Source organism: Herbaspirillum sp. WKF16, from assembly GCF_028993615.1.
Classification (GTDB): domain Bacteria; phylum Pseudomonadota; class Gammaproteobacteria; order Burkholderiales; family Burkholderiaceae_D; genus Herbaspirillum.
Map to the genome: position 1 here is coordinate 1,667,659 of NZ_CP118632.1, position 25,411 is coordinate 1,693,069.

The 25,411-nt window shown below is 65.6% G+C and carries 24 protein-coding genes; 16 read left to right on the plus strand and 8 right to left on the minus strand.

Features of this window, described 5'->3' with window-relative positions:
* Positions 1–61 precede the first annotated feature (61 nt).
* The 3 genes from Herbaro_RS07435 to Herbaro_RS07445 all read right to left on the minus strand — a co-directional run bounded on the left by Herbaro_RS07435 (position 62) and on the right by Herbaro_RS07445 (position 3,503).
* Complete coding sequence (locus Herbaro_RS07435) at positions 62–1,498, minus strand: aldehyde dehydrogenase family protein (RefSeq protein WP_275013191.1); 1,437 nt, start codon at positions 1,496–1,498, stop codon at positions 62–64.
* 95 nt (positions 1,499–1,593) lie between these two features.
* Complete coding sequence (kdgD, locus tag Herbaro_RS07440) at positions 1,594–2,508, minus strand: 5-dehydro-4-deoxyglucarate dehydratase (protein WP_275013192.1); 915 nt, start codon at positions 2,506–2,508, stop codon at positions 1,594–1,596.
* Between the two features lie 224 nt (positions 2,509–2,732).
* A complete protein-coding gene (locus tag Herbaro_RS07445) occupies positions 2,733–3,503 on the minus strand; it encodes a FadR/GntR family transcriptional regulator (RefSeq protein WP_275013193.1) in 771 nt (256 codons plus the stop codon).
* A 303-nt stretch (positions 3,504–3,806) separates the two neighbouring features.
* Between Herbaro_RS07445 and iscR the strand changes: the two genes are divergently transcribed.
* The 9 genes from iscR (at position 3,807) to iscX (ending at position 10,331) form a co-directional block, all read left to right on the plus strand.
* The gene (gene iscR / locus Herbaro_RS07450) at positions 3,807–4,301 is read left to right on the plus strand and encodes a Fe-S cluster assembly transcriptional regulator IscR (RefSeq protein WP_275013194.1); all 495 of its coding nucleotides are present in this window, start codon (positions 3,807–3,809) and stop codon (positions 4,299–4,301) included.
* Positions 4,302–4,320: 19 nt separating this feature from the next.
* Positions 4,321–5,574 (plus strand): IscS subfamily cysteine desulfurase, encoded by a 1,254-nt coding sequence (locus Herbaro_RS07455; RefSeq protein ID WP_275013195.1) that lies wholly within the window; start codon positions 4,321–4,323, stop codon positions 5,572–5,574.
* An 80-nt stretch (positions 5,575–5,654) separates the two neighbouring features.
* The gene (gene iscU, locus Herbaro_RS07460) at positions 5,655–6,056 is read left to right on the plus strand and encodes a Fe-S cluster assembly scaffold IscU (RefSeq protein ID WP_275013196.1); all 402 of its coding nucleotides are present in this window, start codon (positions 5,655–5,657) and stop codon (positions 6,054–6,056) included.
* A 58-nt stretch (positions 6,057–6,114) separates the two neighbouring features.
* Entirely contained in the window at positions 6,115–6,438 is a 324-nt protein-coding gene (gene iscA / locus Herbaro_RS07465) for an iron-sulfur cluster assembly protein IscA (RefSeq protein ID WP_275013197.1), read from the plus strand.
* Between the two features lie 189 nt (positions 6,439–6,627).
* Positions 6,628–7,143, plus strand: a complete 516-nt coding sequence (gene hscB / locus Herbaro_RS07470) for a Fe-S protein assembly co-chaperone HscB (RefSeq protein ID WP_275013198.1) — start codon at positions 6,628–6,630, stop codon at positions 7,141–7,143.
* Positions 7,144–7,173: 30 nt separating this feature from the next.
* Positions 7,174–7,797: a LysE family translocator gene (locus Herbaro_RS07475; RefSeq protein ID WP_275013199.1), complete on the plus strand. Its 624-nt coding sequence runs from the start codon at positions 7,174–7,176 to the stop codon at positions 7,795–7,797.
* Between the two features lie 39 nt (positions 7,798–7,836).
* Complete coding sequence (gene hscA, locus Herbaro_RS07480) at positions 7,837–9,702, plus strand: Fe-S protein assembly chaperone HscA (RefSeq protein ID WP_275013200.1); 1,866 nt, start codon at positions 7,837–7,839, stop codon at positions 9,700–9,702.
* Between the two features lie 50 nt (positions 9,703–9,752).
* On the plus strand, positions 9,753–10,091 hold the full coding sequence (gene fdx / locus Herbaro_RS07485) for an ISC system 2Fe-2S type ferredoxin (RefSeq protein WP_275013201.1): 339 nt from the start codon (positions 9,753–9,755) through the stop codon (positions 10,089–10,091).
* A 45-nt stretch (positions 10,092–10,136) separates the two neighbouring features.
* Positions 10,137–10,331 carry a Fe-S cluster assembly protein IscX gene (gene iscX, locus Herbaro_RS07490; RefSeq protein WP_275013202.1) on the plus strand — a complete coding sequence of 65 codons (195 nt, stop codon included), beginning with the start codon at positions 10,137–10,139 and terminating at the stop codon, positions 10,329–10,331.
* A gap of 89 nt (positions 10,332–10,420) precedes the next feature.
* Here iscX and Herbaro_RS07495 read toward each other — a convergent pair whose 3' ends face one another.
* A complete protein-coding gene (locus tag Herbaro_RS07495) occupies positions 10,421–11,746 on the minus strand; it encodes a DUF1501 domain-containing protein (RefSeq protein WP_275013203.1) in 1,326 nt (441 codons plus the stop codon).
* A gap of 14 nt (positions 11,747–11,760) precedes the next feature.
* Positions 11,761–13,287: a DUF1800 domain-containing protein gene (locus Herbaro_RS07500; RefSeq protein WP_275013204.1), complete on the minus strand. Its 1,527-nt coding sequence runs from the start codon at positions 13,285–13,287 to the stop codon at positions 11,761–11,763.
* Between the two features lie 295 nt (positions 13,288–13,582).
* Here Herbaro_RS07500 and Herbaro_RS07505 point away from each other — a divergent pair, with 295 nt between their 5' ends.
* Both Herbaro_RS07505 and Herbaro_RS07510 read left to right on the plus strand, forming a co-directional pair.
* Positions 13,583–14,269: a response regulator gene (locus Herbaro_RS07505; protein WP_275013205.1), complete on the plus strand. Its 687-nt coding sequence runs from the start codon at positions 13,583–13,585 to the stop codon at positions 14,267–14,269.
* Positions 14,266–14,952 carry a response regulator gene (locus Herbaro_RS07510; protein ID WP_275013206.1) on the plus strand — a complete coding sequence of 229 codons (687 nt, stop codon included), beginning with the start codon at positions 14,266–14,268 and terminating at the stop codon, positions 14,950–14,952. Before Herbaro_RS07505 ends, Herbaro_RS07510 begins: the two co-directional genes overlap by 4 nt.
* A gap of 79 nt (positions 14,953–15,031) precedes the next feature.
* Here Herbaro_RS07510 and Herbaro_RS07515 read toward each other — a convergent pair whose 3' ends face one another.
* Positions 15,032–15,493 carry a rhodanese-like domain-containing protein gene (locus Herbaro_RS07515; RefSeq protein WP_275013207.1) on the minus strand — a complete coding sequence of 154 codons (462 nt, stop codon included), beginning with the start codon at positions 15,491–15,493 and terminating at the stop codon, positions 15,032–15,034.
* Positions 15,494–15,945: 452 nt separating this feature from the next.
* Between Herbaro_RS07515 and glnA the strand changes: the two genes are divergently transcribed.
* The 4 genes from glnA to ntrC all read left to right on the plus strand — a co-directional run bounded on the left by glnA (position 15,946) and on the right by ntrC (position 20,701).
* Positions 15,946–17,361: a type I glutamate--ammonia ligase gene (gene glnA / locus Herbaro_RS07520; protein ID WP_275013208.1), complete on the plus strand. Its 1,416-nt coding sequence runs from the start codon at positions 15,946–15,948 to the stop codon at positions 17,359–17,361.
* Positions 17,362–17,490: 129 nt separating this feature from the next.
* The gene (locus Herbaro_RS07525) at positions 17,491–17,898 is read left to right on the plus strand and encodes a DUF4124 domain-containing protein (RefSeq protein ID WP_275013209.1); all 408 of its coding nucleotides are present in this window, start codon (positions 17,491–17,493) and stop codon (positions 17,896–17,898) included.
* A gap of 107 nt (positions 17,899–18,005) precedes the next feature.
* A complete protein-coding gene (gene glnL / locus Herbaro_RS07530; protein ID WP_275013210.1) occupies positions 18,006–19,079 on the plus strand; it encodes a nitrogen regulation protein NR(II) in 1,074 nt (357 codons plus the stop codon).
* Between the two features lie 134 nt (positions 19,080–19,213).
* Entirely contained in the window at positions 19,214–20,701 is a 1,488-nt protein-coding gene (gene ntrC / locus Herbaro_RS07535) for a nitrogen regulation protein NR(I) (protein ID WP_275013211.1), read from the plus strand.
* A gap of 147 nt (positions 20,702–20,848) precedes the next feature.
* Here ntrC and Herbaro_RS07540 read toward each other — a convergent pair whose 3' ends face one another.
* Positions 20,849–22,132 (minus strand): MFS transporter, encoded by a 1,284-nt coding sequence (locus tag Herbaro_RS07540; protein WP_275013212.1) that lies wholly within the window; start codon positions 22,130–22,132, stop codon positions 20,849–20,851.
* A 336-nt stretch (positions 22,133–22,468) separates the two neighbouring features.
* Complete coding sequence (prpR, locus tag Herbaro_RS07545) at positions 22,469–24,130, minus strand: propionate catabolism operon regulatory protein PrpR (RefSeq protein ID WP_275013213.1); 1,662 nt, start codon at positions 24,128–24,130, stop codon at positions 22,469–22,471.
* A 340-nt stretch (positions 24,131–24,470) separates the two neighbouring features.
* Between prpR and prpB the strand changes: the two genes are divergently transcribed.
* A complete protein-coding gene (prpB, locus tag Herbaro_RS07550) occupies positions 24,471–25,361 on the plus strand; it encodes a methylisocitrate lyase (RefSeq protein WP_275013214.1) in 891 nt (296 codons plus the stop codon).
* Positions 25,362–25,411 lie beyond the last annotated feature (50 nt).

Sequence of the window (25,411 nt, forward strand, 5' to 3'; positions counted from 1 at the left end):
AAAAAACCTCCGTCTTGCGACGGAGGTTTTTTTTCGTCCTGCCGGTGCGTCGTTACCGCGATCAGGCTTGCGTGTACGAGGTCTTCACCGTGGTGTAGAACTCGGCGGCGTAGGTGCCTTGCTCGCGCGCGCCGTAGCTGGAACCCTTGCGACCGCCGAAGGGCACGTGATAGTCGACGCCGGCGGTAGCGGTGTTGACCATCACCATGCCGGCCTGGGCGTGGCGCTTGAAGTGGGTGGCGTACTTCAGCGAGGTGGTGCAGATGCCCGAGGACAGGCCGAACTCGGTGTCGTTGGCCAGCTGCAGGGCGTGCTCGTAGTTGTCGGCCGGGATCACGGCGGCCACCGGGCCGAAGATTTCCTCGCGCGAGATGCGCATGTCGTTGTGGGCGTCGGCGAACAGGGCCGGCGCCATGTAGAAGCCCTCGGTCTCGCGCGCGATGCGTTCGCCGCCGGAGACCAGCTTGGCGCCTTCATCGCGGCCGATGGCGACGTAGGACATGTCCTGATCCAGCTGCGACTGGTCGACCACGGGGCCGATGTGGGTCTCCTTTTGCAACGCGTGGCCGACCCTGACCTTGGCCAGCTGCTCGCGCGCGGCTTCGATGAAGCGCGGGTAGATGCCCTTCTCGACGATCAGGCGGCTCGACGCCGTGCAGCGCTGGCCGGTGGAGAAGAAGGCGCCTTGCACGGCGGCCGTGACGGCGACGTCGAGGTCGGCGTCGTTCAGCACCACCATCGGGTTCTTGCCGCCCATCTCCAGCTGGAACTTGGCCATGCGCGCAATCGCGCCCTGCGCCACGCGGTTGCCGGTGGCGACCGAGCCGGTGAAGGAGATGCCCGCCACGCGGCGGTCGTCGATGAAGCGTTGGCCGACCACCGAGCCGCGGCCCATGACCAGGTTGAAGACGCCCGCCGGGATGCCCGAGCGGCTGATGATGTCGGCGATGGCCCAGCCCGAGCCCGGCACCAGTTCTGCCGGCTTGAACACCACGGTGTTGCCGTAGGCCAGTGCCGGCGCGATCTTCCAGGCGGGGATGGCCAGCGGGAAGTTCCACGGCGCGATGATGCCGATCACGCCCAGCGGCTCACGGGTGATTTCCACATCCATGCCGGGGCGCACCGAAGCCAGCTTGTCGCCGCGGATGCGCAGCGCCTCGGCGGCGAAGAACTTGAAGATGTTGCCGGCGCGGGTGGCTTCGCCGATGCCTTCCGGCAGGGTCTTGCCTTCTTCGCGCGAGAGCAGGGCGCCCAGCTCTTCGCGGCGCGCCAGGATCTCGGCGCCGATCTTGTCCAGCGCATCGGCGCGAGCCTGGATGCTGCCGATGCTCCAGGCCGGGAAGGCCGCGTGGGCGGCGGCAATCGCGGTGTCGGTCTGGGCCGCATCGGCCTGGGCGTATTCGCCGATCACGTCCGACAGGTCGGAGGGATTGATGTTCTTGTTGACGCTGGCGCCTTGCAGCCATTCGCCGTTGATCAGGTTCGCAAACTGGGTCATTCGGTTCTCCTTGCGTTGTAATGAGGTGCGCGCGAGGGCGCGCAAATGCAAAAAAGGGCCGCAGTTTCCTGTGGCCCCTTGAGGGATGCGGCGGCTTATTGCGGGCCGAGCTTCTTGATCAGCGCCGCCAGCTCTTCGTGTTCTTGCGGCGTGCAGTCGGTCAGCGGGGTACGCACCGGGCCTGCGTCGTGGCCCACGATCTTGGCGCCGGCCTTGACGATGGAGACGGCATAACCGGCCTTGCGGTTGCGGATCTCCAGGTAGGGCAGGAAGAAGTCGTCGATCAGGCGGCCCACGGTGGCGTGGTCGTCCTTGGCGATCGCTTCGTAGAACTGCACGGCGGTCTTGGGGATGAAGTTGAACACGGCCGAGGAGTACACCGGCACGCCCAGCGCCTTGTAGGCGGCGGCATAGACTTCAGCGGTCGGCAGGCCGCCCAGGTAGGTGAAGCGGTCGCCCAGCTTGCGGCGGATGTGAACCATCGGCTCGATCTCGCCGACGCCGTCCTTGAAGCCGATCAGGTTGGGGCAGCGGTCGGCCAGCTTTTGCAGGGTTTCGGCATTGAGCTTGCATACCGCGCGGTTGTAGATGATGACGCCGAACTTGACCGATTTGCAGACTGCCTCGACGTGGGCAGCGATGCCGTCCTGGCTGGCTTCGGTGAGGTAGTGCGGCATCAGCAGGATGCCGTGCGCGCCCAGGCGTTCGGCTTCCTGCGCATAGGCGATGGCGGCGCGGGTGGAGCCGCCGGCGCCGGCGATGATGGGCACCTTGCCGCGGCAGGTCTCGACGGCGGTGCGGATGATGTCCGAGTACTCGCCCGGGACCAGCGAGAAGAATTCACCCGTGCCGCCGGCGGCGAACAGGGCGCTGGCGCCGTATGGGGCCAGCCATTCCAGGCGCTCGATGTAGGTCTTCGGGCGGAAGTCGCCTTGCTCGTCGAAGTCGGTCAGCGGGAACGACAGCAGGCCGGAAGAAAGGATCTGTTTGAGGTCTTGGGGGGTGTACATGGACATGGTTTCGCTCAACGCCGTAAGAATTGGATGGATGAATCTGTGTTTTTTGTTTTTATGCTTCTATCCTAATAGGATATCAGTCATCGTACAACATGAGATTGCAGAAATCCAGCACTTTTTGTGGCGTGGTTGTTGCGGCGAAGCGAGGCGGGGTGTTTATCGCCGGGGGGCGGCCGGCTTGCGGCCGCCCCCGGCAGGAGAAGAGGGCGAGGGGGTGCTCAGGAGGTCGGCGCCACGGCGCCCGATTCGGCTTCCTGCTGCGCGCGGCGCAGGCGCTCGCGGCTGTTGGTGAGGTGGTTGCGCATGGCGGCGCGCGCGGCTTCGGTGTCGCCGCGGGCGATGGCTTCGTAGATGTCCTCGTGCTCGCGCTGCACGCGGTCCAGGTAGCTGGCCTGCTGGTCGTGCGCCAGCTCCGCCGTGTTGAGGCGCTTGCGCGGGATCACGCCCATGCCGAGGTGGCTGATGATCTCGATGAAATAGCGGTTGCCGGTGGCGTTGGCGATCGAGAAGTGGAAGCGGAAGTCCGGACCCACGGTGTCGCCGCCGGCCAACTGGTTCTCGCGGAAGGCATCCAGCGCCTCGCGGATCTCGCGCAGTTGCTCCTCGGTGCGCCGCGCCGCAGCCAGGCCCGCAGTCTCGGTCTCCAGGCTGATGCGCAGCTCCAGCAGCGCCAGCAGGTCGCGCATGGTGGTGATGGTGGCCGGGTCGATGTTGATGTTGGAACCCTTCTTGACCTCCAGCACGAAGGTGCCGATGCCGTGCCGGGTCTCGACCAGGCCGGCCGCCTGCAGGCGTGAGATGGCCTCGCGCACCACGGTGCGGGAGACGCCCTGGCTCTGCATGATCTCGGACTCGGTCGGCAGCTTGTCTCCGGGCTGCAGGCTGCCCTTGGCGATCATTTCGGTCAGCGCGGCCACCACTTCCTGCGACAGGCTTTGGGTCTTGCGGCGCGGGCGCAGCAGCGGGTTGGGGGTATCGCTTACATCCATGTCGTTGTAATTGAAGTGCGGCGCGGGATCGCTTCGATCTTGTGGTTTTTCAGCCGCTCCGCGGGCCGCCAGATGAAAAAGTGTTTGGACATCTTACCAGATCGATAAACGGCAATCGAACGGAAATGCCGGAGGGAAGCGTGAAATTGGCGCGATTTCGACATATGGCGCCAACTGCCGGCTTGATTTTCCTGTTTCGGCCCAATTTGGTACCTGACAGATTTACTCGGGTTTGATATACTTGACTCAAATATTCGGGAATTCAGGGAATCAAGATCCACTTGTTTCTGGAGCAAGGAATTCATGCGTCTCACCACCAAAGGCCGTTTTGCCGTGACTGCGATGATCGACCTGGCTTTGCGCCAGGGCAACGGTCCCGTCACGCTGTCCGCGATCAGCGAGCGCCAGGAAATTTCTTTATCATATCTGGAGCAGCTGTTCGGCAAGCTGCGTCGCCACCAGATCGTCGAGTCCGTACGCGGCCCCGGCGGCGGCTACAACCTGGCGCGCAAGGCGGCCGATGTGTCGGTGGCCGACATCATCATTGCCGTCGATGAGCCCCTCGATGCGACCCAGTGCGGCGGCAAGGAAAATTGCCACAGCGCGGCCCATCCCGGCGGCACGCGCTGCATGACGCACGACCTGTGGTCGACCCTGAACGAGAAGATGGTCGAGTACCTGGATTCCGTTTCGCTGCAGGACCTGGTCGACCAGCAGAAAGAACACAAGTCGGCGGACGCCCGTCCGGCCGACAAGCAGAGCGTGGTGGTGATGCACCGCCCGCAAGCCGCAGCCTGATTTTGGAGCAAGAACACATATGAACGCACCTCTCGAAAAAAGCCTGCTGGAGACCATCAAGGCTCCGCACTTCCCGATCTACATGGACTACTCGGCCACGACCCCGGTCGATCCGCGCGTGGCCGACAAGATGATCCCGTACCTGCGCGAGCAGTTCGGCAATCCGGCGTCGCGCAGCCACATGTACGGCTGGACGGCCGAGAAGGCCGTGGAAGAGGCGCGCGAGGAAGTCGCCAAGCTGGTCAACGCCGATTCGCGTGAGATCATCTGGACCTCCGGCGCCACCGAGAGCAACAACCTCGCCATCAAGGGCGCGGCGCAGTTCTATAAAACCAAGGGTAAGCACATCATCACGGTCAAGACCGAGCACAAGGCCGTGCTGGACACTTTCCGTGAGCTGGAGCGCGTGGGCTTCGAAGCCACCTACCTGCAGCCGCAGGACAACGGCCTGGTGACGGTCGAGCAGATCGCCGCCGCCGTGCGTCCGGACACCATCCTGGTCTCCGTGATGCTGGTCAACAATGAAATCGGCGTGATCCAGCCGGTGCCGGAGATCGGCGAGTTCTGCCGCTCCAAGGGCATCGTGTTCCACTGCGACGCCGCCCAGGCCACAGGCAAGGTCAAGATCGACCTGGAGAACTGGAAGGTCGACCTGATGAGCTTCTCGGCCCACAAGACCTACGGCCCCAAGGGCATCGGCGCGCTGTACGTGCGCCGCAAGCCGCGCGTGCGCATCGAGGCGCAGATGCACGGCGGCGGCCATGAGCGCGGCCTGCGCTCTGGCACCCTGGCCACGCACCAGATCGTCGGCATGGGCGAAGCCTTCCGCATCGCCCGCGAGGAAATGGACAGCGAGCTGGCCCACATCCGCGCGATGCGCGACCGCCTGGCCAAGGGCCTGCAGGAGATCGAGGAAACCTACATCAACGGCGACATGGAACACCGCGTGCCGCACAACCTGAACGTGAGCTTCAACTACGTCGAGGGCGAGTCGCTGATCATGGCGATCAAGGACATCGCCGTGTCCTCCGGCTCGGCCTGCACCTCGGCCAGCCTGGAGCCGTCCTACGTGCTGCGCGCGCTGGGCCGCAGCGACGAACTGGCGCACAGCTCGATCCGTTTCACCATCGGCCGCTTCACGACCGAGGAAGATATCGATTTCACCGTCGACCTGATCAAGGGCAAGGTCGCCAAGCTGCGTGAACTGTCCCCGCTGTGGGACATGTACAAGGACGGCGTCGACATTTCCACGATCCAGTGGGCGGCCCACTAAACCAGGATTCTGCCAGCCGCCGCTAGCAAGCTTGAACAACAGATGCTGGTGGCGGTGAAACATCTTCAAGGAGCAAGAACATGTCTTATTCGGAAAAAGTACTCGACCACTACGAGAACCCGCGCAACGTCGGCGCCTTTGAAAAGGGCGACGAGACCGTCGGCACCGGCATGGTTGGCGCGCCGGCCTGCGGCGACGTGATGAAGCTGCAGATCAAGGTCGGCGCCGACGGCGTGATCCAGGACGCCAAGTTCAAGACCTACGGCTGCGGCTCGGCGATCGCTTCCTCTTCGCTGGTGACCGAATGGGTCAAGGGCAAGACCCTGGACGAGGCGCTGTCGATCAAGAACACCCAGATCGCCGAAGAACTGGCGCTGCCGCCGGTGAAGATCCACTGCTCGATCCTGGCCGAAGACGCCATCAAGGCCGCCGTGCAGGACTACAAGGCCAAGCGCGGCGTCGAACAGAAGGAAGCTGCCTGATTCACATCGGGCATCGGCATCTGCGCACATCGTTTTTGACAGCAGCAAGGCAGGCATCATGGCAATCACATTGACAGAGAAGGCAGCAAAACACATCAGCCGGTACATGGAGCGCCGCGGCAAGGGCATCGGCCTGCGCCTGGGCGTGCGCACCACCGGCTGCTCGGGCCTGGCGTACAAGCTCGAGTATGTGGATGAGCAGGTGTCCGAGGACACCGTGTTCGAATCGCACGGCGTGCGCGTCTTCGTCGATCCCAAGAGCCTGCCCTACATCGACGGCACCGAGCTGGACTTCGCGCGCGAAGGCTTGAACGAGGGGTTCAAGTTTCAGAACCCGAACGTCAAGGACGAGTGCGGCTGCGGCGAAAGCTTCCGCATCTGATGTTGGTTTTTGCCGCGCGGCGCGCGTCGCCTCGCGGCCAGTGCTTAGCCGAATCCCGTGACAGCCCTGCGATCGTCGTTCGATGCACCGCCCGGGAAGGATGGCGGATGATGCGAAGAGCGCCGTCTTGCTCGCAGTCGTTGATGTGCCAAGCCTGTTGAAGTCCGACAGGCTTTTTATTTTTCAGCCATGCAAAACCATTTCGACCTGTTCCAGTTGCCGCAGCGCTTCGCCGTCGACACCCGCGCGCTGGAGCAGGCTTATCACCGCGTGCAGGGCCAGGCCCACCCGGACAAGTTCGCCCATGCCAGCGACGCCGAGAAGCGCGTGGCGATGCAATGGGCCACGCGCGCCAACGAGGCCTACCAGACCCTGAAGAGCCCGCTGCGCCGTGCGCGCTACCTGTGCGAGCTCAACGGCGTTGACCTGCAGACGGAGTCGAACACGGCCATGGCGCCGGGCTTCCTGATGCAGCAGATGGAGTGGCGCGAGATGCTCGACGAAGCCCGCGCCGCCAAGGACCTGGACGCGCTGGAGCGACTCAACGCCGAGCTGCTGGCCGGGAAGAAGGCCGAGATCGGGCGCATCGAGGCGCTGCTGGACGGCGGCGACTACGCGCAGGCCGGCCAGCTGGTGCGCCAGCTGATGTTCCTCGACAAGTTCGGCGCCGAGATCGGCGACGCCTTCGCGCTGATCGAAGGCTGATCCGCGCTTAGCCCCTACTGAGAACCCCCCATGCCCGATATCTTCCTGTTCCTGCTGGCCGCCATGACCCTCACGCTCGCGCCGGGGCCGGACAACATCTACGTGCTCACGCGCGGCATTTCGCAGGGCCGCAAGGCGGGGTTGGTGGCCGCCGCCGGGTTCTCCTCGGGGCTGATCTTCCATACGCTCCTGGCGGTGCTCGGCTTCGCCGCCGTGATCAAGGCCTATCCGCCGGCCTATCACGCGCTGCAATATGCCGGCGCCGCCTACCTGGCCTACCTTGGCTACCGCACGCTGCGTTCGGCCTCGGCCGGCATTGCGCTGGCCGCGGAGGGCGGGGCGCCCGGCGTGCCGCTGGCGCGCATCTACTGGCAAAGCGTGCTGGCCAACATGCTCAATCCGAAGGTGACGCTGTTCTTCATCGCCTTCCTGCCGCAGTTCGTGCACCCCGAAACCGGCCACGTGCCGCTGCAGATGCTGGTCCTGGCGCTGGTGTTCATCCTCCAGGCCTTCGCCATCTTCAGCGCCATCGCATTGTTTTCCGGCGCCGTCGGCGCGTACTTCCGCCGTCGCGCCTCCGCCTCCGTCCATCTGAACCGCCTGGCAGGCTGCGCTTTCATCGGCCTCGGCATCCGGATGGCCTTGCCTGAATAACCACGAATAACATCGCGAATCACGACGAGTTCATCACCTATGGCTTTACTCCAGATTTCAGAACCGGGCATGTCCACCGCGCCGCACCAGCGTCGCCTGGCCGTGGGCATCGACCTGGGCACCACCAACTCGCTGGTGGCCACCGTGCGCAACAGCATCCCCGAGGTGCTGGCCGACGACGACGGCCGCGTGCTGCTGCCCTCGGTAGTGCGCTACCTGCCCAACGGCCACGCCAACATCGGCTACAAGGCCCAGGCCGCGCAGACCATCGATCCGCGCAACACCATCGTGTCGGTCAAGCGCTTCATGGGCCGCGGCCTGAAGGACATCGCCCACGCCGAGAACATGCCCTACGATTTCCAGGACCAGCCCGGCATGGTGCAGATCAAGACCGTGGCCGGCGTGAAAAGCCCGGTGGAAGTCTCGGCGCAGATCCTGGCCACGCTGCGCCAGACCGCCGAAGACGCCCTGGGCGACGACCTGGTGGGCGCCGTGATCACCGTGCCGGCCTATTTCGACGACGCCCAGCGCCAGGCCACCAAGGACGCCGCGCAGCTGGCCGGCCTGAACGTGCTGCGCCTGCTGAACGAACCCACCGCGGCGGCCATCGCCTACGGCCTGGACAATGAATCCGAGGGCATCTTCGCCGTCTACGACCTGGGCGGCGGCACCTTCGACATCTCCATCCTCAAGCTCACCCGCGGCGTGTTCGAGGTACTGGCCACCGGCGGCGATTCGGCCCTGGGCGGCGACGACTTCGACCATCGCCTGTTCTGCTGGATCAGCCATGAGGCCCAGCTTCAGCCGCTGTCGGACGAAGACACGCGCCTGTTGATGGTGAAGGCGCGCGAGGTCAAGGAACTGCTGTCGACCAAGGACGAGGTTCACATCGACGCCTCGCTGAAGTCCGGCGAGGAAGTGCGCCTGACGATCACGGCGGCCCAGTTCAACGAGATCACGCAGCACCTGGTGGCCAAGACCATCACGCCCATGCGCAAGGCCCTGCGCGACGCCGCCCTGACCGTGGAAGACGTCGACGGCGTGGTGCTGGTCGGCGGCGCCACCCGCATGCCGCACATCCGCCGCGCGGTGGGCGAGTTCTTCAAGACCAACCCGCTGTCCAACATCGACCCCGACAAGGTGGTGGCGCTGGGCGCGGCCGTGCAGGCCAATCTGCTGGCGGGCAACCGCGCGCCGGGCGACGACTGGCTGCTGCTGGACGTGATCCCGCTGTCGCTGGGCATCGAGACCATGGGCGGCCTGGCCGAGAAGGTCATCCCGCGCAACTCCACCATCCCCTGCGCGCGCGCCCAGGAATTCACCACCTTCAAGGACGGCCAGACCGCGATGGCGATCCACGTGGTGCAAGGCGAGCGCGAGCTGGTGGCCGACTGCCGCTCGCTGGCGCGCTTCGAGCTGCGCGGCATCCCGCCGATGGCCGCCGGCGCGGCGCGCATCCGCGTGACCTACCAGGTCGACGCCGACGGCTTGCTGGCGGTGTCGGCCCGTGAAATCAACTCGGGCGTGGAAGCCTCGATCAGCGTCAAGCCGTCCTACGGCCTGGGCGACGACGAGATCGCGCGCATGCTGCAGGAGTCCTTCAGCTCCGCCGACGAAGACATGCAGCGCCGCGCGCTGCGCGAGGAGCAGGTCGAGGCCGAGCGCATCGTGCTGGCCACCCGCTCGGCGCTGCAGGCCGACGCCGCGCTGTTGGGCGAAGAGGAACGCCGCGCCATCGAGCTGCTGGTGGCGGCGGTGGAGGAATCCGCCAAGGGTAGCGACCACCTTGCCATCAAGGCCGCGGTCGACGCGCTGGCGCACGGCACCGAAGAGTTCGCGGCGCGCCGCATGGACCGCAGCGTGCACGCCGCGCTGGCCGGCAAGAAGCTGGACGAAGTCGCGTAATCGGCGCCGCGGCGCCACCAACCGAATATCAGAATCACCGAAAGCAACCTATGCCTCAGATCGTCATCCTTCCCCATCCGGTACTGTGCCCCGACGGCGCCGTGATCGACGCGCCGGCCGGCAAGACCCTGTGCGACGCCATGCTCGACAGCGACGTCGACATCGAGCACGCCTGCGAGAAATCCTGCGCCTGTACTACCTGCCACGTGGTGATCCGCGAAGGCTTCAATACGCTCGGCGATCCCACCGACAAGGAAGAGGATCTGCTGGACATGGCCTGGGGCCTGGAAGCGACGTCGCGCCTGTCGTGCCAGGTGGTGCTGGGCGAGGATGACCTCACCGTCGAGATTCCCAAGTACACGATCAACCACGCTTCCGAAAACCACTGATCCCTTCGCCGCAAGGATCGCTGCCAGGACCGAGAGGAGCCGACCATGAAATGGACCGATACCCAGCAGATCGCCGAGGAGCTGTACGATAAATTTCCCAACATCGATCCCAAGACCATCCGCTTCACCGACCTGCATCGCTGGGTGATGGAGCTGGACGGTTTCGACGACGATCCCAACCGCTCGGGCGAGCGGATCCTGGAAGCGATCCAGGCGGCCTGGATCGTCGAGGCCGAGTAGGTCATCTTCCGTCACCCCGGCGCAAGCCGGGAGCCGGCGGCGGTTTTCACGCCCAATTGGCGTGGGCCGAACGCGGCAAACCTTCTTGTTCAGATCAACAGATCCAGCATCGCCCGCGTCCCTGGTGCGAACTGCGGGAAAATCTTTTCCAGCTCCCGATCCCGGATGCGCATGTGCCGCTCGGCCAGCGACGACAGCACCGCGCGGAAGTCGGTGGTGACGGCAAGGTCGCGGCCTTCGTTCAGGTTGGCCTGGTCCAGGCCCGGCCATTGTCCGTAGATCTTGCCGCCGCGCAGGTTGCCGCCCAGCAGCCACATGGCGTTGCCATGCCCGTGATCGGTGCCGCCGTTGCCGTTCTCGCGGAAGGTGCGACCGAATTCCGAGACCACCACGATCACCGTGTCGTTGAAGGCCGGGCCGAGCTCGCGCGCCAGCGTCGCCAAGCCGTTGGCCAGCGGCGCGAGACGGTTCGACAGCTGGCCGGCGCCGTTGCCCTGGTTGATGTGCGTGTCCCAGCCGCCCACCGCGAGGAAGGACAGGCGGATGCGCGGATCGCTGCGCATCAGCCGGCCCAGGCGCGCGGTGTCCAGCGCCAGGCCGTTGGGCAGCGGCGCGCCGTTGTTGGCCGCCTGCTGTTCCTGGCTGTTGATCTCGGCCATCAGTTCCTTGCGGGCGGCGATGCCGTCGCGATAAGCCCTGGCGATCGGGTCGTCGCCGCCGTACAGCGGCGCGAAGGCCTGCATCACGCGCGGCTGGTCGATCAGCCCGGGGCGGGCGGCGGCGCGACCGGTCTGCAGGTTGGCCACCACGTTGCCGCCGCTCAGGATGCGCGGCGTGGCGTCGCCCAGGGAGAGCGCCTGCAGGGGCGACTCCGACGGCGGCAGATATCCCATCAGGCGGTTCATCCAGCCGTCGCGCGTGTTGTGCCGGCCGGGCGTGCCGGTCTCCATGTAGTCCTGCGCCTCGAAGTGCGAGCGCGAGGCGTCGGGGGAGCCGGACGCATGCACGAAGGCAAGCTGGCCGCCCTCCCAGTAGGGCATCAGGGGATGCAGCGCCGGATGCAATCCGAAATAGCCGGTCAGGTCGATGGCGCCGTCGGGTTGCCCGGGACGCGCCACCGCGATGGTGGGCCGCGCGCGATAGTACTCGGGGTCGCCGTGCGGCACCACCACGTTCAAACCGTCCACGGCGCCGCGCAGGAACACCACCACCATGCGCGGGGCGCCGTCGCCGTCGGCGTGCGGGCGCGCCCTGGGCGAGCCGTAGGCCAGCCTGGCGGGGCCGGGCGCGGCGGTGGCGCGGCTGATGCTCTTATCGCCGGTAGGCGCCACGGCGCAGCCGGACAGGCCGATCGGCACCAGGATGGCGCCGCTGCCTGCGGCGCCGAGATAGCGGATGAAGTCGCGGCGGTTCATGTCGGTCCCTGTGGTCAGCGTTTCATGAAGTCGGGGCTGCCCAGGATCAAGCCAGCCTGGAGATTGGCCGGCGCCGCCTGTATCGTGGCGGCGGCGTTCGCGCCGATGGCCGGTCCCAGCGTGCCGAGCAGTTGCCTCGGGTCGGTCGCTCTCGCATCGGCATTGGACGGCGGCGCCTCGCCCTCGGCGCGGGCGATGGGCGACTTGCCGCTGGCCAGGCCGCCCGCGAAGTTGATCCGGCGCAGCAGGGCGTCGGGGTTCAGCCAGGCCTCTTGCGAATACTTGTAGCCCTCGGGCGTGAGCCAGCCATACAGCGGCATGCCGAACTGCGCCAGCGCGCCGTTGACCGGCCGCGGGTTCAGCACCGGCGTGGCGGTGGCGCGCAGGGACGACACCACGAACTGGTAGGGCGTCTTGAACTGGCTCTGGTAGTTGGCGCGCGCCCAGAACTGCCGGCTGTCGAACAGCGTCTGCAGCACCGCGCGGATGTCGCCGCGGGTGGCCAGGAACTTCTGCGACAGTTGTCGCACCAGCGCCGGGTCGGGCTGGTCGGCGACGAAGTATTGCGCCAGTTGGGTCGAGATGAAGCGCGCCGTCGCGGGCTGGCTGGCCAGGATGTCCAGCGCCGCCTCGCCCTCCTGGTCGCCGCGCGCGGCCAGCGCTTGGCCGAGGAAGACCTTGGGCGCGTCATCGTGCCGCCTGGCGTTGAAGGCGAAGGGCGCGGCGCCGGCCTTCATGGCGTCGACATCGATGGTCCAGCCCGACAGGATGCGCGCCAGCGCGACCACGTCGGCCTGTTGGTAGCCGCCGTCCACGCCCAGGGTGTGCAGCTCCATCAGCTCGCGCGCATAGTTCTCGTTGAGGCCCTTGAAGCGGCCGCGCGCGCCCGGCGTGCCGGCGCCGCTGGAGAGCCAGTTGTCGAGGTAGTAGAGCATGGCGGGATGATGCGCGACCGCGCCCAGCAGTTCGCGGAAGCTGCCCAGCGCATGGGGGCGGATGGCGTTCTTCTCATAGTCGCCGACCCAGTAGCGCACCCACTCCTTGCCTTCGAAGACGTTGAAGTGGTTGGCCCAGAATTCGGTCATCACTTCTTCCAGCTGGCGCGGGCTCTCGGTGGCCTGCAGCAGGCGGGCCTGGTGGAATTGCGGCGTCAGCTCGCGGCCGGCGCGCTGGCGCGCGGCCTGCTTTTCCTCCTTCGAGGCGCTGCGGTCGATCGAGGGCGGGCCGTACTCGACGAATAGCTGCGAGGGCGTCATCTGCAAGGCTGGCAGGGCCGCCAGGCGCGCCTGCAGATCCGGCGGCAGGGTGATGCGCTCGGGATGCAGCTGCTGCTCGACGTAGCGCCTGGCGCCCATCTTCTCGACCTGTTCCAGGTCGCCGGGACGAGGCCCGTAGGCCAGGCGGTCGAGCACATGCAGCGCACGCTCCCGCTCGCTCAAGGGGGCTCCGGCCGGCGTTTCCGCGGCATTCGCGGCGGCGGCGCAGGTGAGCAGCGCCAGCGCGGCAAGACGTGCGGCGAAGGGAATACGGGCAAGTCGCATCGACGCCTCGCGATCGAAATTTATCGAGCCAGTATGAATATAGCGACTCGTTTGGGCTGTAAGGAAATGTAATGCACCAACGGCAGGGTGCCGCAGGTATAACGTCGGTGGACGCGCGGCGGTTGGCAATGCGCCACAAGAAAGATCGGTTGGCCTGCGTGTCAGCGGCATGTCAGCTCGCGCCGAATGCGAACACAGGAAGGCGGCGGCCGCAAAGGCCGCCGTGCAGGGCGGCATCCCTCAGTGATGCCGGAACGTCAAGGCCTCCCGGGGCATCAATCAATAAAGGAAATCCATGAGCACATGGACATCGGTCACCAGGGTGCGTATCGCGCTGCTGGACGATCACGCGGTAGTGCGCTACGGGCTCGCCGCGCGCCTGGCGGAAGAGCCCGACTTCCAGGTCGTGGGCATGTTCTCCGCCAGCAGGGAAATGATGGCGGCGCTGCGCAGCACGCCGGCCGACGTGCTGCTCATCGATTACGCGCTGGGTTGCAACGACATCGACGGCCTGAACCTGATCCGCGCGCTCAGGGTGCGGTTTCCGGACAGCCGGATACTGGTGTCGTCGTCCCATGACAATCCGGCCACGACGGCGCTGGCGTTGAAGGCCGGCGCCGCCGGTTTCGTCGGCAAGTCGCGCGAACTGGGCGAATTGGTCCAGGTCATCCGGCAGGTGGCAAGCGGCCCTCCGCAGGCCGGGGCCGTCCTTGCACCGGACGGCTCGCCGGCGCATGGCGCGGCGTTGTCGCCACGCGAGCAGGAAGTCTTGCGCTGCTGCCTGGACGGTATGAGCGTCACGCAGATCGCCGCTAAATTCTCCCGTAGCGTGAAGACCATCAGCGGCCAGAAGCAGGCCGCGTTGCGCAAGCTGGGCGTGCGCAACGACAGCGAGCTGTTCAAGATGCGGGGCCCGCTGGCGAACCTGCAGCGCGGCCTCGCGGACGGGGCCATCAGTCATGAAAAGGAAGGGCGGCCATGAAGACGCAAGGTCCATGGATCCTGGTGGTCGACGATTCGGCCACCAGCCGGGTCATGATAGGGCGGCAGCTGGGCCGGCTCGGCTGCCGGGCAGAGTACGCCGAGGACGGCCGTTCCGCGCTGGCGGCGCTTGAGGCGCGGCAATACCAGATGGTGCTGCTGGATTGCTACCTGCCCGACGTGAACGGCTATGAGGTGGCGCGCCAGGTGCGCGCGCGGGAGGGCGACGGCGCCGACGGCTATACGCCTCTGATCGGCATCTCCGCCGAAGCGGATGCCGCCCATGTGCGCCTGTGCCTGGACAGCGGCATGGACGGCATCCTTGGCAAGCCCCTGCCGCCGGAGGAACTCAGGAAGTTGCTCTTGCTGTGGTGCGACCACGAAGCCGGCGCGCCGCTTGCCGGCGGCAACGACCGGCAATCCGAGGAGGCGACGGATCTGGACGCGCTGTTCCACGCCACATCGCTGCAGGATCTTGCCGACATGCGCAGCGCGCGTGAAGCCGCCGACCTGGCTGCGCTGAGGCGCCTGGCGCACCGCATGAAGGGCGCGGCCCTGATCCTGGGACGTGCGCAAACGGTCTTGCAACTGGAGCGCATCGAAGCGGCAGCGCGCGAGGGCGCGACCGATCTCATGGCCATCGATGCCCTGATCGCAGCGCTGGAGGCTGCGCTGCAGGCGTAAGCCCAAGCGGATGCGCATGAATGAAAAAGCCCGGCTGCCACCGGGCTTTCTTCTTACCGGCGGATGTTCTGCGGGTGAATCACGCGCCTACCCACGGCAAGCCGGTCTTGCACCAGCCCTCGATCGTCTTGCGATGCCCCTCGGCGTCCTTGTTGCCCTCGAAGCCTTCCACGATGTCGAAGCAATTGCGGTAGCCGTTTTCGGTGGCGAGCTTGGCCGCGTGCTTGGAGCGCACGCCCGAGCGGCACAGGAACAGCAGCACCTCATCGGGGCCGGCGGCTTGCTTCAGCTGTTCCAGGAACAGCGGATTGGGTTTGCCCTCCGGGTAGAGGTTCCATTGCACGAAGAGGTGCTGATCGGCGGGGATCTGCACCATGCCGACCCAGTCGCGTTCGGCCTTGGTACGCACGTCCACCAGCTTGATCGCCGGGTTGCCCTGGATCAAGGCGAAGGCTTCGCGCGGGGTGACCGCGCCGCGGTAGGGGAGTTGCCCATCCTGGGCGCGTTGGCCGGCGGTGGAGAGGATTTGTTCGGTAGTCATGGCGTGCTCGTTGTCTGGTCGATGGCCCTTGGCCGGGTAAAAACAGGATGCAGGAAAACGATAAGGGCTAAAAGATATAAATTTGAAACCAATTTCAGAAAATCAACAAATTCCTTTTTGGCGCATGCATACGCTCATTTCGAGGGCGAAGTGCACATCAATGGTGCGCAACTTGGTTCGCACATAATTGGTGCATTTAAATGGTGCATTTTTGATGTTATGCACTAAAATAATGCATATGTGACGTCGGTATGCACTCAAGGGAACGGCCGTCCGCCTTGCACTCCCTAAAATATTCCATCGCCTGCGCCCGTCAAAGGCCGGTGGCATGGAATCTGCTATCATCCGCGACTGAGTTCGGCGCAAGACCGTTGTATCAAATGCAAAGATCCAGTCGCAGAAAACGGCTCAACATCCAAATTTATACTACTTCCTCGTTTTAGGAGATTCGCATGGCAAGGACGGCCGCAGAGGTTTTGAAGATGGTGAAGGACAACGAAGTCAAGTTTGTCGACTTCCGTTTCGCTGACACCCGTGGCAAGGAACAGCACGTGACCGTGCCTGTTTCGCATTTCGACATCGACAAGTTCGAATCCGGTCACGCCTTCGACGGCTCGTCGATTGCCGGCTGGAAGGGCATCGAAGCCTCCGACATGCTGCTGATCCCGGACCCGAATACCGCCAACATCGACCCGTTCATGGAAGAAACCACGCTGTTCATGCAGTGTGACGTGATCGAGCCGTCCGACGGCAAGGGCTACGACCGCGACCCGCGTTCCATCGCCAAGCGCGCTGAAGCCTACCTGAAGTCGACCGGCCTGGGCGACACCGCCTACTTCGGCCCGGAACCTGAATTCTTCATCTTCGACGGCGTGCGCTGGGGCGCGGACATGTCCGGCTCCTTCGTCAAGATCGATTCCGAAGAAGCTTCCTGGAGCACCGGCGAGAAGATCGAAGGCGGCAACTCCGGCCATCGTCCGACCGTCAAGGGCGGCTACTTCCCGGTTCCCCCGGTCGACAGCTTCCAGGACATGCGTTCGGAAATGTCCCTGATCATCGAATCCCTGGGCATCCCCGTCGAAGTGCACCACCACGAAGTGGCCGGCGCCGGCCAGAACGAGCTGGGCACCAAGTTCTCGACCCTGGTCGAGCGCGCCGACTGGACCCAGACCATGAAGTACGTGATCTGGAACGTCGCCCACACCTACGGCAAGACCGCAACCTTCATGCCGAAGCCTTTGGTCGGCGACAACGGTTCGGGCATGCACGTGCACCAATCCGTGTGGAAGGATGGCAAGAACCTGTTCGCAGGCGACGGCTACGCCGGCCTGTCGGAATTCGCGCTGTACTACATCGGCGGCATCATCAAGCACGCCAAGGCGCTCAACGCGATCACCAACCCCGGCACCAACTCGTACAAGCGTCTGGTTCCCGGCTTTGAAGCACCGGTCAAGCTGGCCTACTCGGCACGCAACCGCTCGGCTTCGATCCGTATCCCGCACGTGGCGAACCCGAAGGGCCGCCGTATCGAAACCCGTTTCCCGGATCCCCTGGCCAACCCGTACCTGTGCTTCGCAGCGCTGCTGATGGCAGGCCTGGACGGCGTGCAGAACAAGATCCACCCGGGCGAAGCCGCCACCAAGGACCTGTACCACCTGCCGCCGGAAGAAGACAAGCTGATCCCGACCGTGTGCTCCTCGCTGGATGAAGCGCTGGACAACCTGAACAAGGATCGCGAGTTCCTGACCCGCGGCGGCGTCTTCACCGACAGCATGATCGACGCTTACATCGACCTGAAGATGCAGGAAGTCCAACGCTTCCGCATGACCACGCATCCGATCGAATTCGATATGTACTACTCGCTGTAATCGAATGAGTGTCTGAAAAAAAGGGGAAGCTTGCTTCCCCTTTTTGTTTATGCGCAGCCGCAACGCAAGCCCTTCGGTCATACCGGAGAAGAGTTTGTGGAGGTTGCGATGAGATGGCTGAACGGAACAATGGCGGCGACCCTGCTGGCCGGCGCGTTGGCGGCGCATGCGGCCGACCTGTATGTGTGCGCGGGCGGCGCCGCGCCCGAATACCGCGACCATGCTTCGGCAGCGGATTGCCGCAAGATCGCGCCGGCGCCCATCGGCATGATCGGCGCCGGCAAGGCGGCTGCAGCGGCGGCGACATCGCCGGAGAAGGGCGCGCGCGATGACGGGAAGGCCGCGTTGCGCGTTCGTTTGGCGAGCGAACGCCGAAGGCTGGACGCGCTGAAGCGCGAATACAACGGCGGCCGGCCCGAGCGGCGCGGCGACGAACGCAACTACGCCCGATACCAGGAGCGCAGCGCCGCCCTGGAGACCGCGATCGCCGCCGGCCGGGCGCAGGTGGAGGCGCTGGAACGGCAGCTGGAGCGCTGAGCTGTCAAGGCGTCAGGCCTTGCCCGAAACTTGCTAGAGAAGGGCATGACGACATGCGGCCGGCGACGCCGGCCGCGACAACGATTTTCAGGACCTGCGATATTCGGATGAAGATAAATTTCCCCTCGCTCGACGGCCTCGACCTGCTGGCCTCGGCGGTGATCATTCTCGATGCCCAGGGCGGCATCGTCTACGCCAATGCGGCCGCCGAGAACCTGCTGGAGAGCTCGTTCAAGGTGCTGTCGCAGCAGAAGCTGTCGGAGCTGTTCCTCAACGGCAAGGAGCTCTCTGCGCTGTTCTACCAGGCCATCGAGCACCAGTTCGCCGACAAGCGGCTGGACCTGGTGCTGGAGCGCGCCAACCGCGAGCCGCTGCAGGTGCACACTATCGTCACGCCGCTGGACAGTCCCGACATGCCGGTGCTGCTGGAGCTGCGCGAGAACGTCCAGCAACTCAAGCTGGACCGCGAAGAGCGCATGTTCGACCAGAGCCAGGCCAACAAGGAGCTCATCCGCAACCTGGCGCACGAGATCAAGAACCCGCTGGGCGGCATCCGCGGCGCCGCGCAACTGCTGGAGCTGGAGCTGCCCGAGCGTCACCTGAAGGAGCTGCGCGAATACACCCAGGTCATCATCAAGGAGGCCGATCGCCTGCAGACCCTGGTCGACCGCCTGCTGGCGCCGCACCGCCATCCGCACATCGTGGGCGACGTCAACATCCACGAGGTGTGCGAGCGCGTGCGCAGCCTGGTCATGGCCGAGTTCCCGCAGGGCCTGGCGATCAAGCGCGACTACGACCTCTCCATTCCGGAATTCCGCGGCGACAAGGAACAGCTGATCCAGGCCGTGCTCAACATCGTGCACAACGCCGCGCAAGCCCTGGCCGAGCGCATCCGCGCCGGCGACGGCGAGCTGATCCTGCGTACGCGCGTGTCGCGCCAGGTGACGCTGTCCAAGGTCCGATACAGGCTGGCACTAGACTTGCATATCATCGATAACGGTCCGGGCATCCCTCCGGATATCCAGGAACGGATCTTCTATCCGCTGGTATCCGGACGCGAGGGAGGCAGCGGGCTGGGGCTGACGCTGGCGCAAACCTTCGTCCACCAGCACATGGGTGTGATCGAGTGCGACAGCCGGCCGGGCTGCACCGATTTCAGAATACTTATACCGCTGCCGTGAGCCGATGGCCGCAGGCAGCGCGCCAAAAACCGGCGTGATGGGGAACAGCCCGTCATCGGGGGCGCGGCACGGCGCCGAAAGCGCCGCCGCCGCGGAAGCATCAACAGCATGACCAACGCAGGAAAAAGTTATTTATGAAGCCAATCTGGATTGTTGACGACGACGAATCGATACGCTGGGTACTCGAAAAAGCCCTGGCCCGAGAAAATCTCGCCACGCAGAGTTTTTCCAGCGCACGCGATGCCATGGCCGCCCTGCAGTCGGGCACGCCGCAAGTCCTGGTCTCCGACATCCGCATGCCGGGCGCCTCGGGCCTGGAGCTGCTGCAGACCATCAAGGCCAAGCATCCCGGCATCCCGGTCATCATCATCACCGCTTTCTCCGACCTCGACTCGGCGGTCTCGGCCTTCCAGGGCGGCGCCTTCGAATACCTGGCCAAGCCCTTCGACGTCGACAAGGCAGTCGAACTGATCCGCCGCGCGCTCGACGAGAGCCTGCGCGAAACCGACATCGAGCAGTCCGCTGCGCAGACGCCCGAGATCCTGGGCCAGGCGCCCGCCATGCAGGATGTATTCCGCGCCATCGGCCGGCTGTCGCAATCCAACGTGACCGTGCTGATCACCGGCGAATCCGGTTCCGGCAAGGAGCTGGTGGCGCGCGCGCTGCACAAGCACAGCCCGCGTGCGTCGCAGCCCTTCGTGGCGCTCAACACCGCTGCCATTCCGAAGGACCTGCTGGAATCCGAACTGTTCGGCCACGAGCGCGGCGCCTTCACCGGCGCCCAGGCGATGCGGCGCGGCCGCTTCGAACAGGCCGAGGGCGGCACGCTGTTCCTCGACGAAATCGGCGACATGCCGCTGGATCTGCAAACGCGCCTCCTGCGCGTGCTGTCGGACGGCCACTTCTATCGCGTCGGCGGCCATCAGTCGCTCAAGGCCAACGTGCGCGTGATCGCCGCGACCCACCAGAACCTTGAGCAGCGCGTGCGCGAGGGCCTGTTCCGCGAGGACTTGTACCACCGCCTGAACGTGATCCGCCTGCGCCTGCCCAGCCTGCGCGAGCGCAACGAAGACATTCCCATCCTGGCCCGCTACTTCCTGGCGCAGAGCGCGCGCCAGCTGGGCGTGGAAGCCAAGCGGCTGTCGCCGCAGGCGATGCAGTTCCTGTCGCAGCTGGAGTTCCCCGGCAACGTGCGCCAACTGGAAAACCTGTGCAACTGGATCACCGTGATGGCGCCTGGCCAGACGGTGGAAATCAAGGACCTGCCGCAAGACCTGATCGAGGAACGCGCACACGCGCCGCAGCCGGCGCAGACCGTGTCGGCTCCGGCATCGGCCGCGCCGGCGTCGGCTGTCGCGGTTCCCGTCGAGAGCGCCCACGCCGAGCTTGCCGGCGCCAGCTGGATCTCGCTGCTGGAGAGCGAGGCTGCCCAGATGCTGGCGCAGGAACAGCCGGAGGTGATGGACATCCTTGGCCGCCAGTTCGAGGCCGCCCTGATCAAGATCGCGCTCAAGCACACCCACGGCCGCAAGAACGACGCCGCGGTGCGCCTGGGCATCGGCCGCAACACCATCACCCGCAAGATCCAGGAACTGGGGATCGGCGGCGCCGAGGACGACTGAGCAAGGCAGGGAGGGCCGTCCGTGCGCCGCTGCGCGGATGGCCGATGAGGGGGAAGGCAGCGGCTTGAAAAAGAAATGGCCCGGATCGCATTGCGACCCGGGCCATTTTTATTTGCATGCGCCGCGTGCGGCGGCGCATGCGTGCGATCAGCGCAGGCGCAGCACGGTGCGCGCGGCGATGGTTGCGATCAGGCTCAGCACGGCGCCGAAGATCACGAAGTAGCTCACCGACAGCTTGTTGCCCGTGAAGTCGATCAGCCAGGTGATGATCAGGCCGGCGAAGCCGCCGAAGATGGTCACCGCGATGTTATACGCCAGCGACATGCCGGTGCCGCGCGTGGCCACCGGGAAGATGTCGGCCAGCAGCGCCGGCATCGCCGCGAAGTACATGGTCATCAGCACGCCGATCACGATCTGCAGCAGCAGCAGGTTCACGAAGCCTGGCGAGTTGGTCAGGAACACGAACATCGGATAGGTCAGCACGATGTACAGCGCGCTGCTGGCGATCATGAAGGGCGTGCGGCCGATCTTGTCGGACCAGGCGCCCACCAGCGGCGAGCCGATGAACATGATCAGGCCGGCCACCGAGGTGGCGGCGAACGAGGACCAGGCCGGCAGGCCCAGCTGCTTGACCGCGTAGGTCGGGATGTACAGCGACAGGTAGACCGAGACGGTGGCCATGATCACGCTGCCCGAGCCGATCAGCAGGCGCAGCTTCTGGCTGGCGAAGGTGTCGCGCAGCGGGGCATCGGTGCGCTCCTTGGAGTCCTTGAACTCGGGCGCTTCGTCCAGGTGGCGGCGGATGTAGATGCCGGCCGGTGCGATCAGCAGGCCGAACACGAACGGCACGCGCCAACCCCAGGAGGCCAGCTGTTCAGGCGTGAGCATGTTGTTGAGCACAGCGCCGAAGATGGCCGCCAGCAGCAGGCTGATGCCCTGGCTTGCGACCTGCCAGCTGGAGAAGAAGCCGCGACGGTGCGGCGCGTGTTCCACCAGGAAGGCGGTCGAGCTGCCGAACTCGCCGCCGGCCGAGAAGCCCTGGATCATCTTGCCCAGCGCAACGCCGGCCGGCGCCAGCAGGCCGATGGTTTCATAGTTGGGCATGAAGGCGATCATCGCGGTGCCGATGGTCATCAGCACGATGGACATCATCAGCGCCGACTTGCGGCCCACGCGGTCGGCGTAGGCGCCCAGCACGATGGCGCCCAGCGGACGCATGAAGAAGGAGACGCCGAAGGTGGCGAAGGTCAGCAGCAGCGAAACGGTTTCGTTGTTGGTCGGGAAGAACTGCTTGGCGATCACGACCGCGAAAGCGCCGTAGATGAGGATGTCGAACCATTCGAGCGCATTGCCGATGGACGAGGAAATGATGGCGCGCCGGGCCTGTGGATGCGTGTGTTCTGCCGCCGGCGAAACGGTGGTGCTGGACATGGATTCTCCCTGTTTGAATGATGCCTGTGGATGTGGAGCGGGCTCGCTGGCCTCGCCGGAAGGGATGGATCGATCCACCCGCGTTCATTGTCGATTATTGTCGATTGTCGCTTCGCGGTTCCCGCTCCGAAGTACGGCATGCGCCGATACAGCGGCCGAGCATAGGCGGCGCGCCGCGCGGCTGTCAAGACGGGGCGCCGTCCGATTATCAGGCAACGGGAAAGATCGGCATGATTTTATTCGGACTAAATAATTTGCCGCCGCATGCCGCCCATGCAGTGCGCGCCGACGGCCCCGCGCGAAAGGAATTTTTGCTGCGCCTGCGTTCGGGCTGCGTCAGCTTTCTTTGCCGCCGCCATCCTCTTTCAGCTTGCGCCACAGCGTGGTTCGGCTGATGCCGAGGTGGCGCGCGGCGGCGGCCCGGTTGCCGCGGAAACGCTGCAGCGCGACATGGATATCCTCGACCTCAGCCGCAGGATTTTCAGCGGCGGCATCTCGCGTGAGCGGCAGCGCAGGCGCGACCGCTTGCCGGTCCAGTTCCGGCGCCAGGTGGCGGATCAGCGCCGGCGTGAGCGCTTGCAGCGGCTCGGCCGCCAGCAGCAGCGCCAGGCGCTCCATCACATTGCGCAGCTCACGCACATTGCCCGGCCAGGCGTAATCCTCCAGCACGGCGGCGCAGCGCGCGATCTCGGCCCGCAGGTTGGCGTGCGGTCGCGCATCCAGCGCGGCCAGCGCGTGCTTGAGATGCCACTCGGCCAGCGGCGCAATGTCCTCGCGGCGTTCGCGCAGGGCAGGCAGCCGCAGGCGCAGCACGCCCAGGCGGTAATAGAGGTCGGCGCGGAAGCGCCCCTCGCGCACGCGCGCATCAAGGTCGCAATGGGTGGCGCTGATGATGCGCACGTTCACGGCGATGGGCCGGGTGCCGCCCACGCGCACCACCTCGCGCTCTTCCAGCACGCGCAGCAGGCGCGTCTGCAGCGGCAGCGGCATCTCGCCGATCTCATCCAGGAACAGGGTGCCGCGATTGGCCGCCTCGAACAGCCCGGCGCGTCCGCCGCGGCGTGAACCGGTGAAGGCGCCTTCCTCGTGCCCGAACAACTCCGACTCCAGCAGCGACTCGGCCAGCGCGCCGCAATTCACCGCCACGAACGGGTGCGTCGCTTGCGCCTTGCCCTGCATCAGCGGGTGGGCGCGGTGGATGGCCTGCGCCGCCAGCTCCTTGCCGCTGCCGGTCTCGCCCTGGATCAGCACGGTGGCGGGCGAGCGCGCAAACAGCGTGATCGACTGGCGCACCGCTTCCATCGCCGGCGAGTCGCCGCGCAGGTCCTTGATGTGGTGGCGCGCGCGCAGCGTGTCGGCGGCAACCGGGTTGCGGCCGCGGCTCGATTCCAATTGGGTCAGGCGCGCCAGCTCCAGCGCGTCGTCGAAGGCCTGGCGCACCGACGCAGAGGAATAGATGAACACGCCGAAGAGGCCTGCCTCCTCGGCCAGGTCGGTGATCAGCCCGGCGCCCACCACCGCCTCGATGCCGGACGCCTTGAGGTCGTTGACGACGGCGCGCGCGTCCTCCTCGGTGGCGTAGGTGCGCTGCACGATCTCCAGTCCGAACATCTGCTGGAACTCGGCCAGCGCCGGCATCGGCTCCTGATAGGTGACCAGGCCGATGCGGGCGGTTAGCTTGCGCGCGCGCGCAAGCGCCTGCATCACGTCGAAGCCGCTGGCGCGCGCCACGATTACCGGCACCGGCAGGCGGCTCTTGAGATAGGCGCCGTTGGAGCCGGCCGAGATCACCGCGTCGCAGCGCTCGCTGGCCAGCCGTTCGCGGATGTGGCGCACCGCGTCGTCGAAGCCGAGCTGGATCGGCTCGATCTCGGCCAGCTCGTCGAACTCCAGCGTGATGTCGCGGAACAGCTCCGACAGGCGCGAGACCGATACCGTCCAGATGACGGGTTTGTCGGCGGGGCGATCGGCGGCGTCGCGGTAGGCGGGGCGTTTCATGAGGAGGTAATGTTTCAAGTAACGTTCGTTGAAACGTTAATGTAACACTTTTGAATCGCATCAATGCTCTTCGAAGAGGGCCTTGCGCGCTGTAGGCGTCGCGTTGGCCGCCTGCCATGGGTGTTGCTAAGCCCTTGATTTTTCGCCGTTTGCACCGGCGCCGGGAGGGATGGCGCCCGACGCCGTTCGCGTTGCCCCCGCCGCCATGGCACGGCCGTTGCAATACACGCTGGCAGTTCGCGCCGTGGACCTCCGCGTTCATGGCAGAAAGACAAGGATCCGGCGGCGACCGCGCCGCCAGGTTCCGCCGCAACCAGCAACCCACACAGAAGGTGTCATCATGGCTCTCCACTCCGCAGGCGCAGCGTTCCGCAAGGCCGTCCAGGAAGAATCCCCATTGCAAGTCATCGGCGCGATCAACGCCAACCACGCGCTGCTGGCCAAGCGCGCGGGCTTCCGCGCGATCTACCTGTCCGGCGGCGGCGTTGCGGCCGGCTCGCTGGGCTTGCCCGACCTGGGTATCTCCAACCTGGACGACGTGCTCACCGACGTGCGCCGCATCACCGACGTGTGCGACCTGCCGCTGCTGGTGGACGTGGATACCGGCTTCGGCGCCTCGGCCTTCAACGTGGCGCGCACCGTGAAGTCGATGATCAAGTTCGGCGCCGCCGCCGTGCACATCGAGGACCAGGTCGGCGCCAAGCGCTGCGGCCATCGTCCGGGCAAGGAGATCGTCACCAAGCAGGAAATGGTGGACCGCATCAAGGCCGCCGTGGATGCCCGCACCGATGAGAACTTCGTGATCATGGCGCGCACCGACGCGCTGGCCGTCGAGGGCCTGGAGGCCGCCATCGAGCGCGCCGTCGCCTGCGTCGAGGCCGGCGCCGACATGATCTTCCCCGAAGCCATCACCGACCTGGCGATGTACAAGAAATTCGCCAACGCGGTGAAGGTGCCGATCCTGGCCAACATCACCGAGTTCGGCTCGACCCCGCTGTTCACCGTCGACGAGCTCAAGACCGCGGACGTGGGCATCGTGCTGTATCCGCTGTCGGCCTTCCGCGCCATGAACAAGGCGGCCGAGAACGTCTACACCGCGATCCGACGCGACGGCACGCAGAAGGACGTGGTCGACACCATGCAGACCCGCATGGAGCTCTACGACCGCATCGACTACCACAGCTACGAACAGAAGCTCGACGCGCTGTTCGCCCAGCAGAAGAACAAGTAAGCGCAGGCCGGCCAGACAATCCTGCGGCAGTGCCGATACCAAGATCAAGA

Coding starts and splice junctions, on each gene's coding strand:
- Herbaro_RS07435 (WP_275013191.1), bottom strand. CDS start 1,498: ATGACCCAGTTTGCGAACCTGATCAACGGCGAATGGCTGCAAGGCGCC.
- kdgD (WP_275013192.1), bottom strand. CDS start 2,508: ATGTACACCCCCCAAGACCTCAAACAGATCCTTTCTTCCGGCCTGCTG.
- Herbaro_RS07445 (WP_275013193.1), bottom strand. CDS start 3,503: ATGGATGTAAGCGATACCCCCAACCCGCTGCTGCGCCCGCGCCGCAAG.
- iscR (WP_275013194.1), top strand. CDS start 3,807: ATGCGTCTCACCACCAAAGGCCGTTTTGCCGTGACTGCGATGATCGAC.
- Herbaro_RS07455 (WP_275013195.1), top strand. CDS start 4,321: ATGAACGCACCTCTCGAAAAAAGCCTGCTGGAGACCATCAAGGCTCCG.
- iscU (WP_275013196.1), top strand. CDS start 5,655: ATGTCTTATTCGGAAAAAGTACTCGACCACTACGAGAACCCGCGCAAC.
- iscA (WP_275013197.1), top strand. CDS start 6,115: ATGGCAATCACATTGACAGAGAAGGCAGCAAAACACATCAGCCGGTAC.
- hscB (WP_275013198.1), top strand. CDS start 6,628: ATGCAAAACCATTTCGACCTGTTCCAGTTGCCGCAGCGCTTCGCCGTC.
- Herbaro_RS07475 (WP_275013199.1), top strand. CDS start 7,174: ATGCCCGATATCTTCCTGTTCCTGCTGGCCGCCATGACCCTCACGCTC.
- hscA (WP_275013200.1), top strand. CDS start 7,837: ATGGCTTTACTCCAGATTTCAGAACCGGGCATGTCCACCGCGCCGCAC.
- fdx (WP_275013201.1), top strand. CDS start 9,753: ATGCCTCAGATCGTCATCCTTCCCCATCCGGTACTGTGCCCCGACGGC.
- iscX (WP_275013202.1), top strand. CDS start 10,137: ATGAAATGGACCGATACCCAGCAGATCGCCGAGGAGCTGTACGATAAA.
- Herbaro_RS07495 (WP_275013203.1), bottom strand. CDS start 11,746: ATGAACCGCCGCGACTTCATCCGCTATCTCGGCGCCGCAGGCAGCGGC.
- Herbaro_RS07500 (WP_275013204.1), bottom strand. CDS start 13,287: ATGCGACTTGCCCGTATTCCCTTCGCCGCACGTCTTGCCGCGCTGGCG.
- Herbaro_RS07505 (WP_275013205.1), top strand. CDS start 13,583: ATGAGCACATGGACATCGGTCACCAGGGTGCGTATCGCGCTGCTGGAC.
- Herbaro_RS07510 (WP_275013206.1), top strand. CDS start 14,266: ATGAAGACGCAAGGTCCATGGATCCTGGTGGTCGACGATTCGGCCACC.
- Herbaro_RS07515 (WP_275013207.1), bottom strand. CDS start 15,493: ATGACTACCGAACAAATCCTCTCCACCGCCGGCCAACGCGCCCAGGAT.
- glnA (WP_275013208.1), top strand. CDS start 15,946: ATGGCAAGGACGGCCGCAGAGGTTTTGAAGATGGTGAAGGACAACGAA.
- Herbaro_RS07525 (WP_275013209.1), top strand. CDS start 17,491: ATGGCGGCGACCCTGCTGGCCGGCGCGTTGGCGGCGCATGCGGCCGAC.
- glnL (WP_275013210.1), top strand. CDS start 18,006: ATGAAGATAAATTTCCCCTCGCTCGACGGCCTCGACCTGCTGGCCTCG.
- ntrC (WP_275013211.1), top strand. CDS start 19,214: ATGAAGCCAATCTGGATTGTTGACGACGACGAATCGATACGCTGGGTA.
- Herbaro_RS07540 (WP_275013212.1), bottom strand. CDS start 22,132: ATGTCCAGCACCACCGTTTCGCCGGCGGCAGAACACACGCATCCACAG.
- prpR (WP_275013213.1), bottom strand. CDS start 24,130: ATGAAACGCCCCGCCTACCGCGACGCCGCCGATCGCCCCGCCGACAAA.
- prpB (WP_275013214.1), top strand. CDS start 24,471: ATGGCTCTCCACTCCGCAGGCGCAGCGTTCCGCAAGGCCGTCCAGGAA.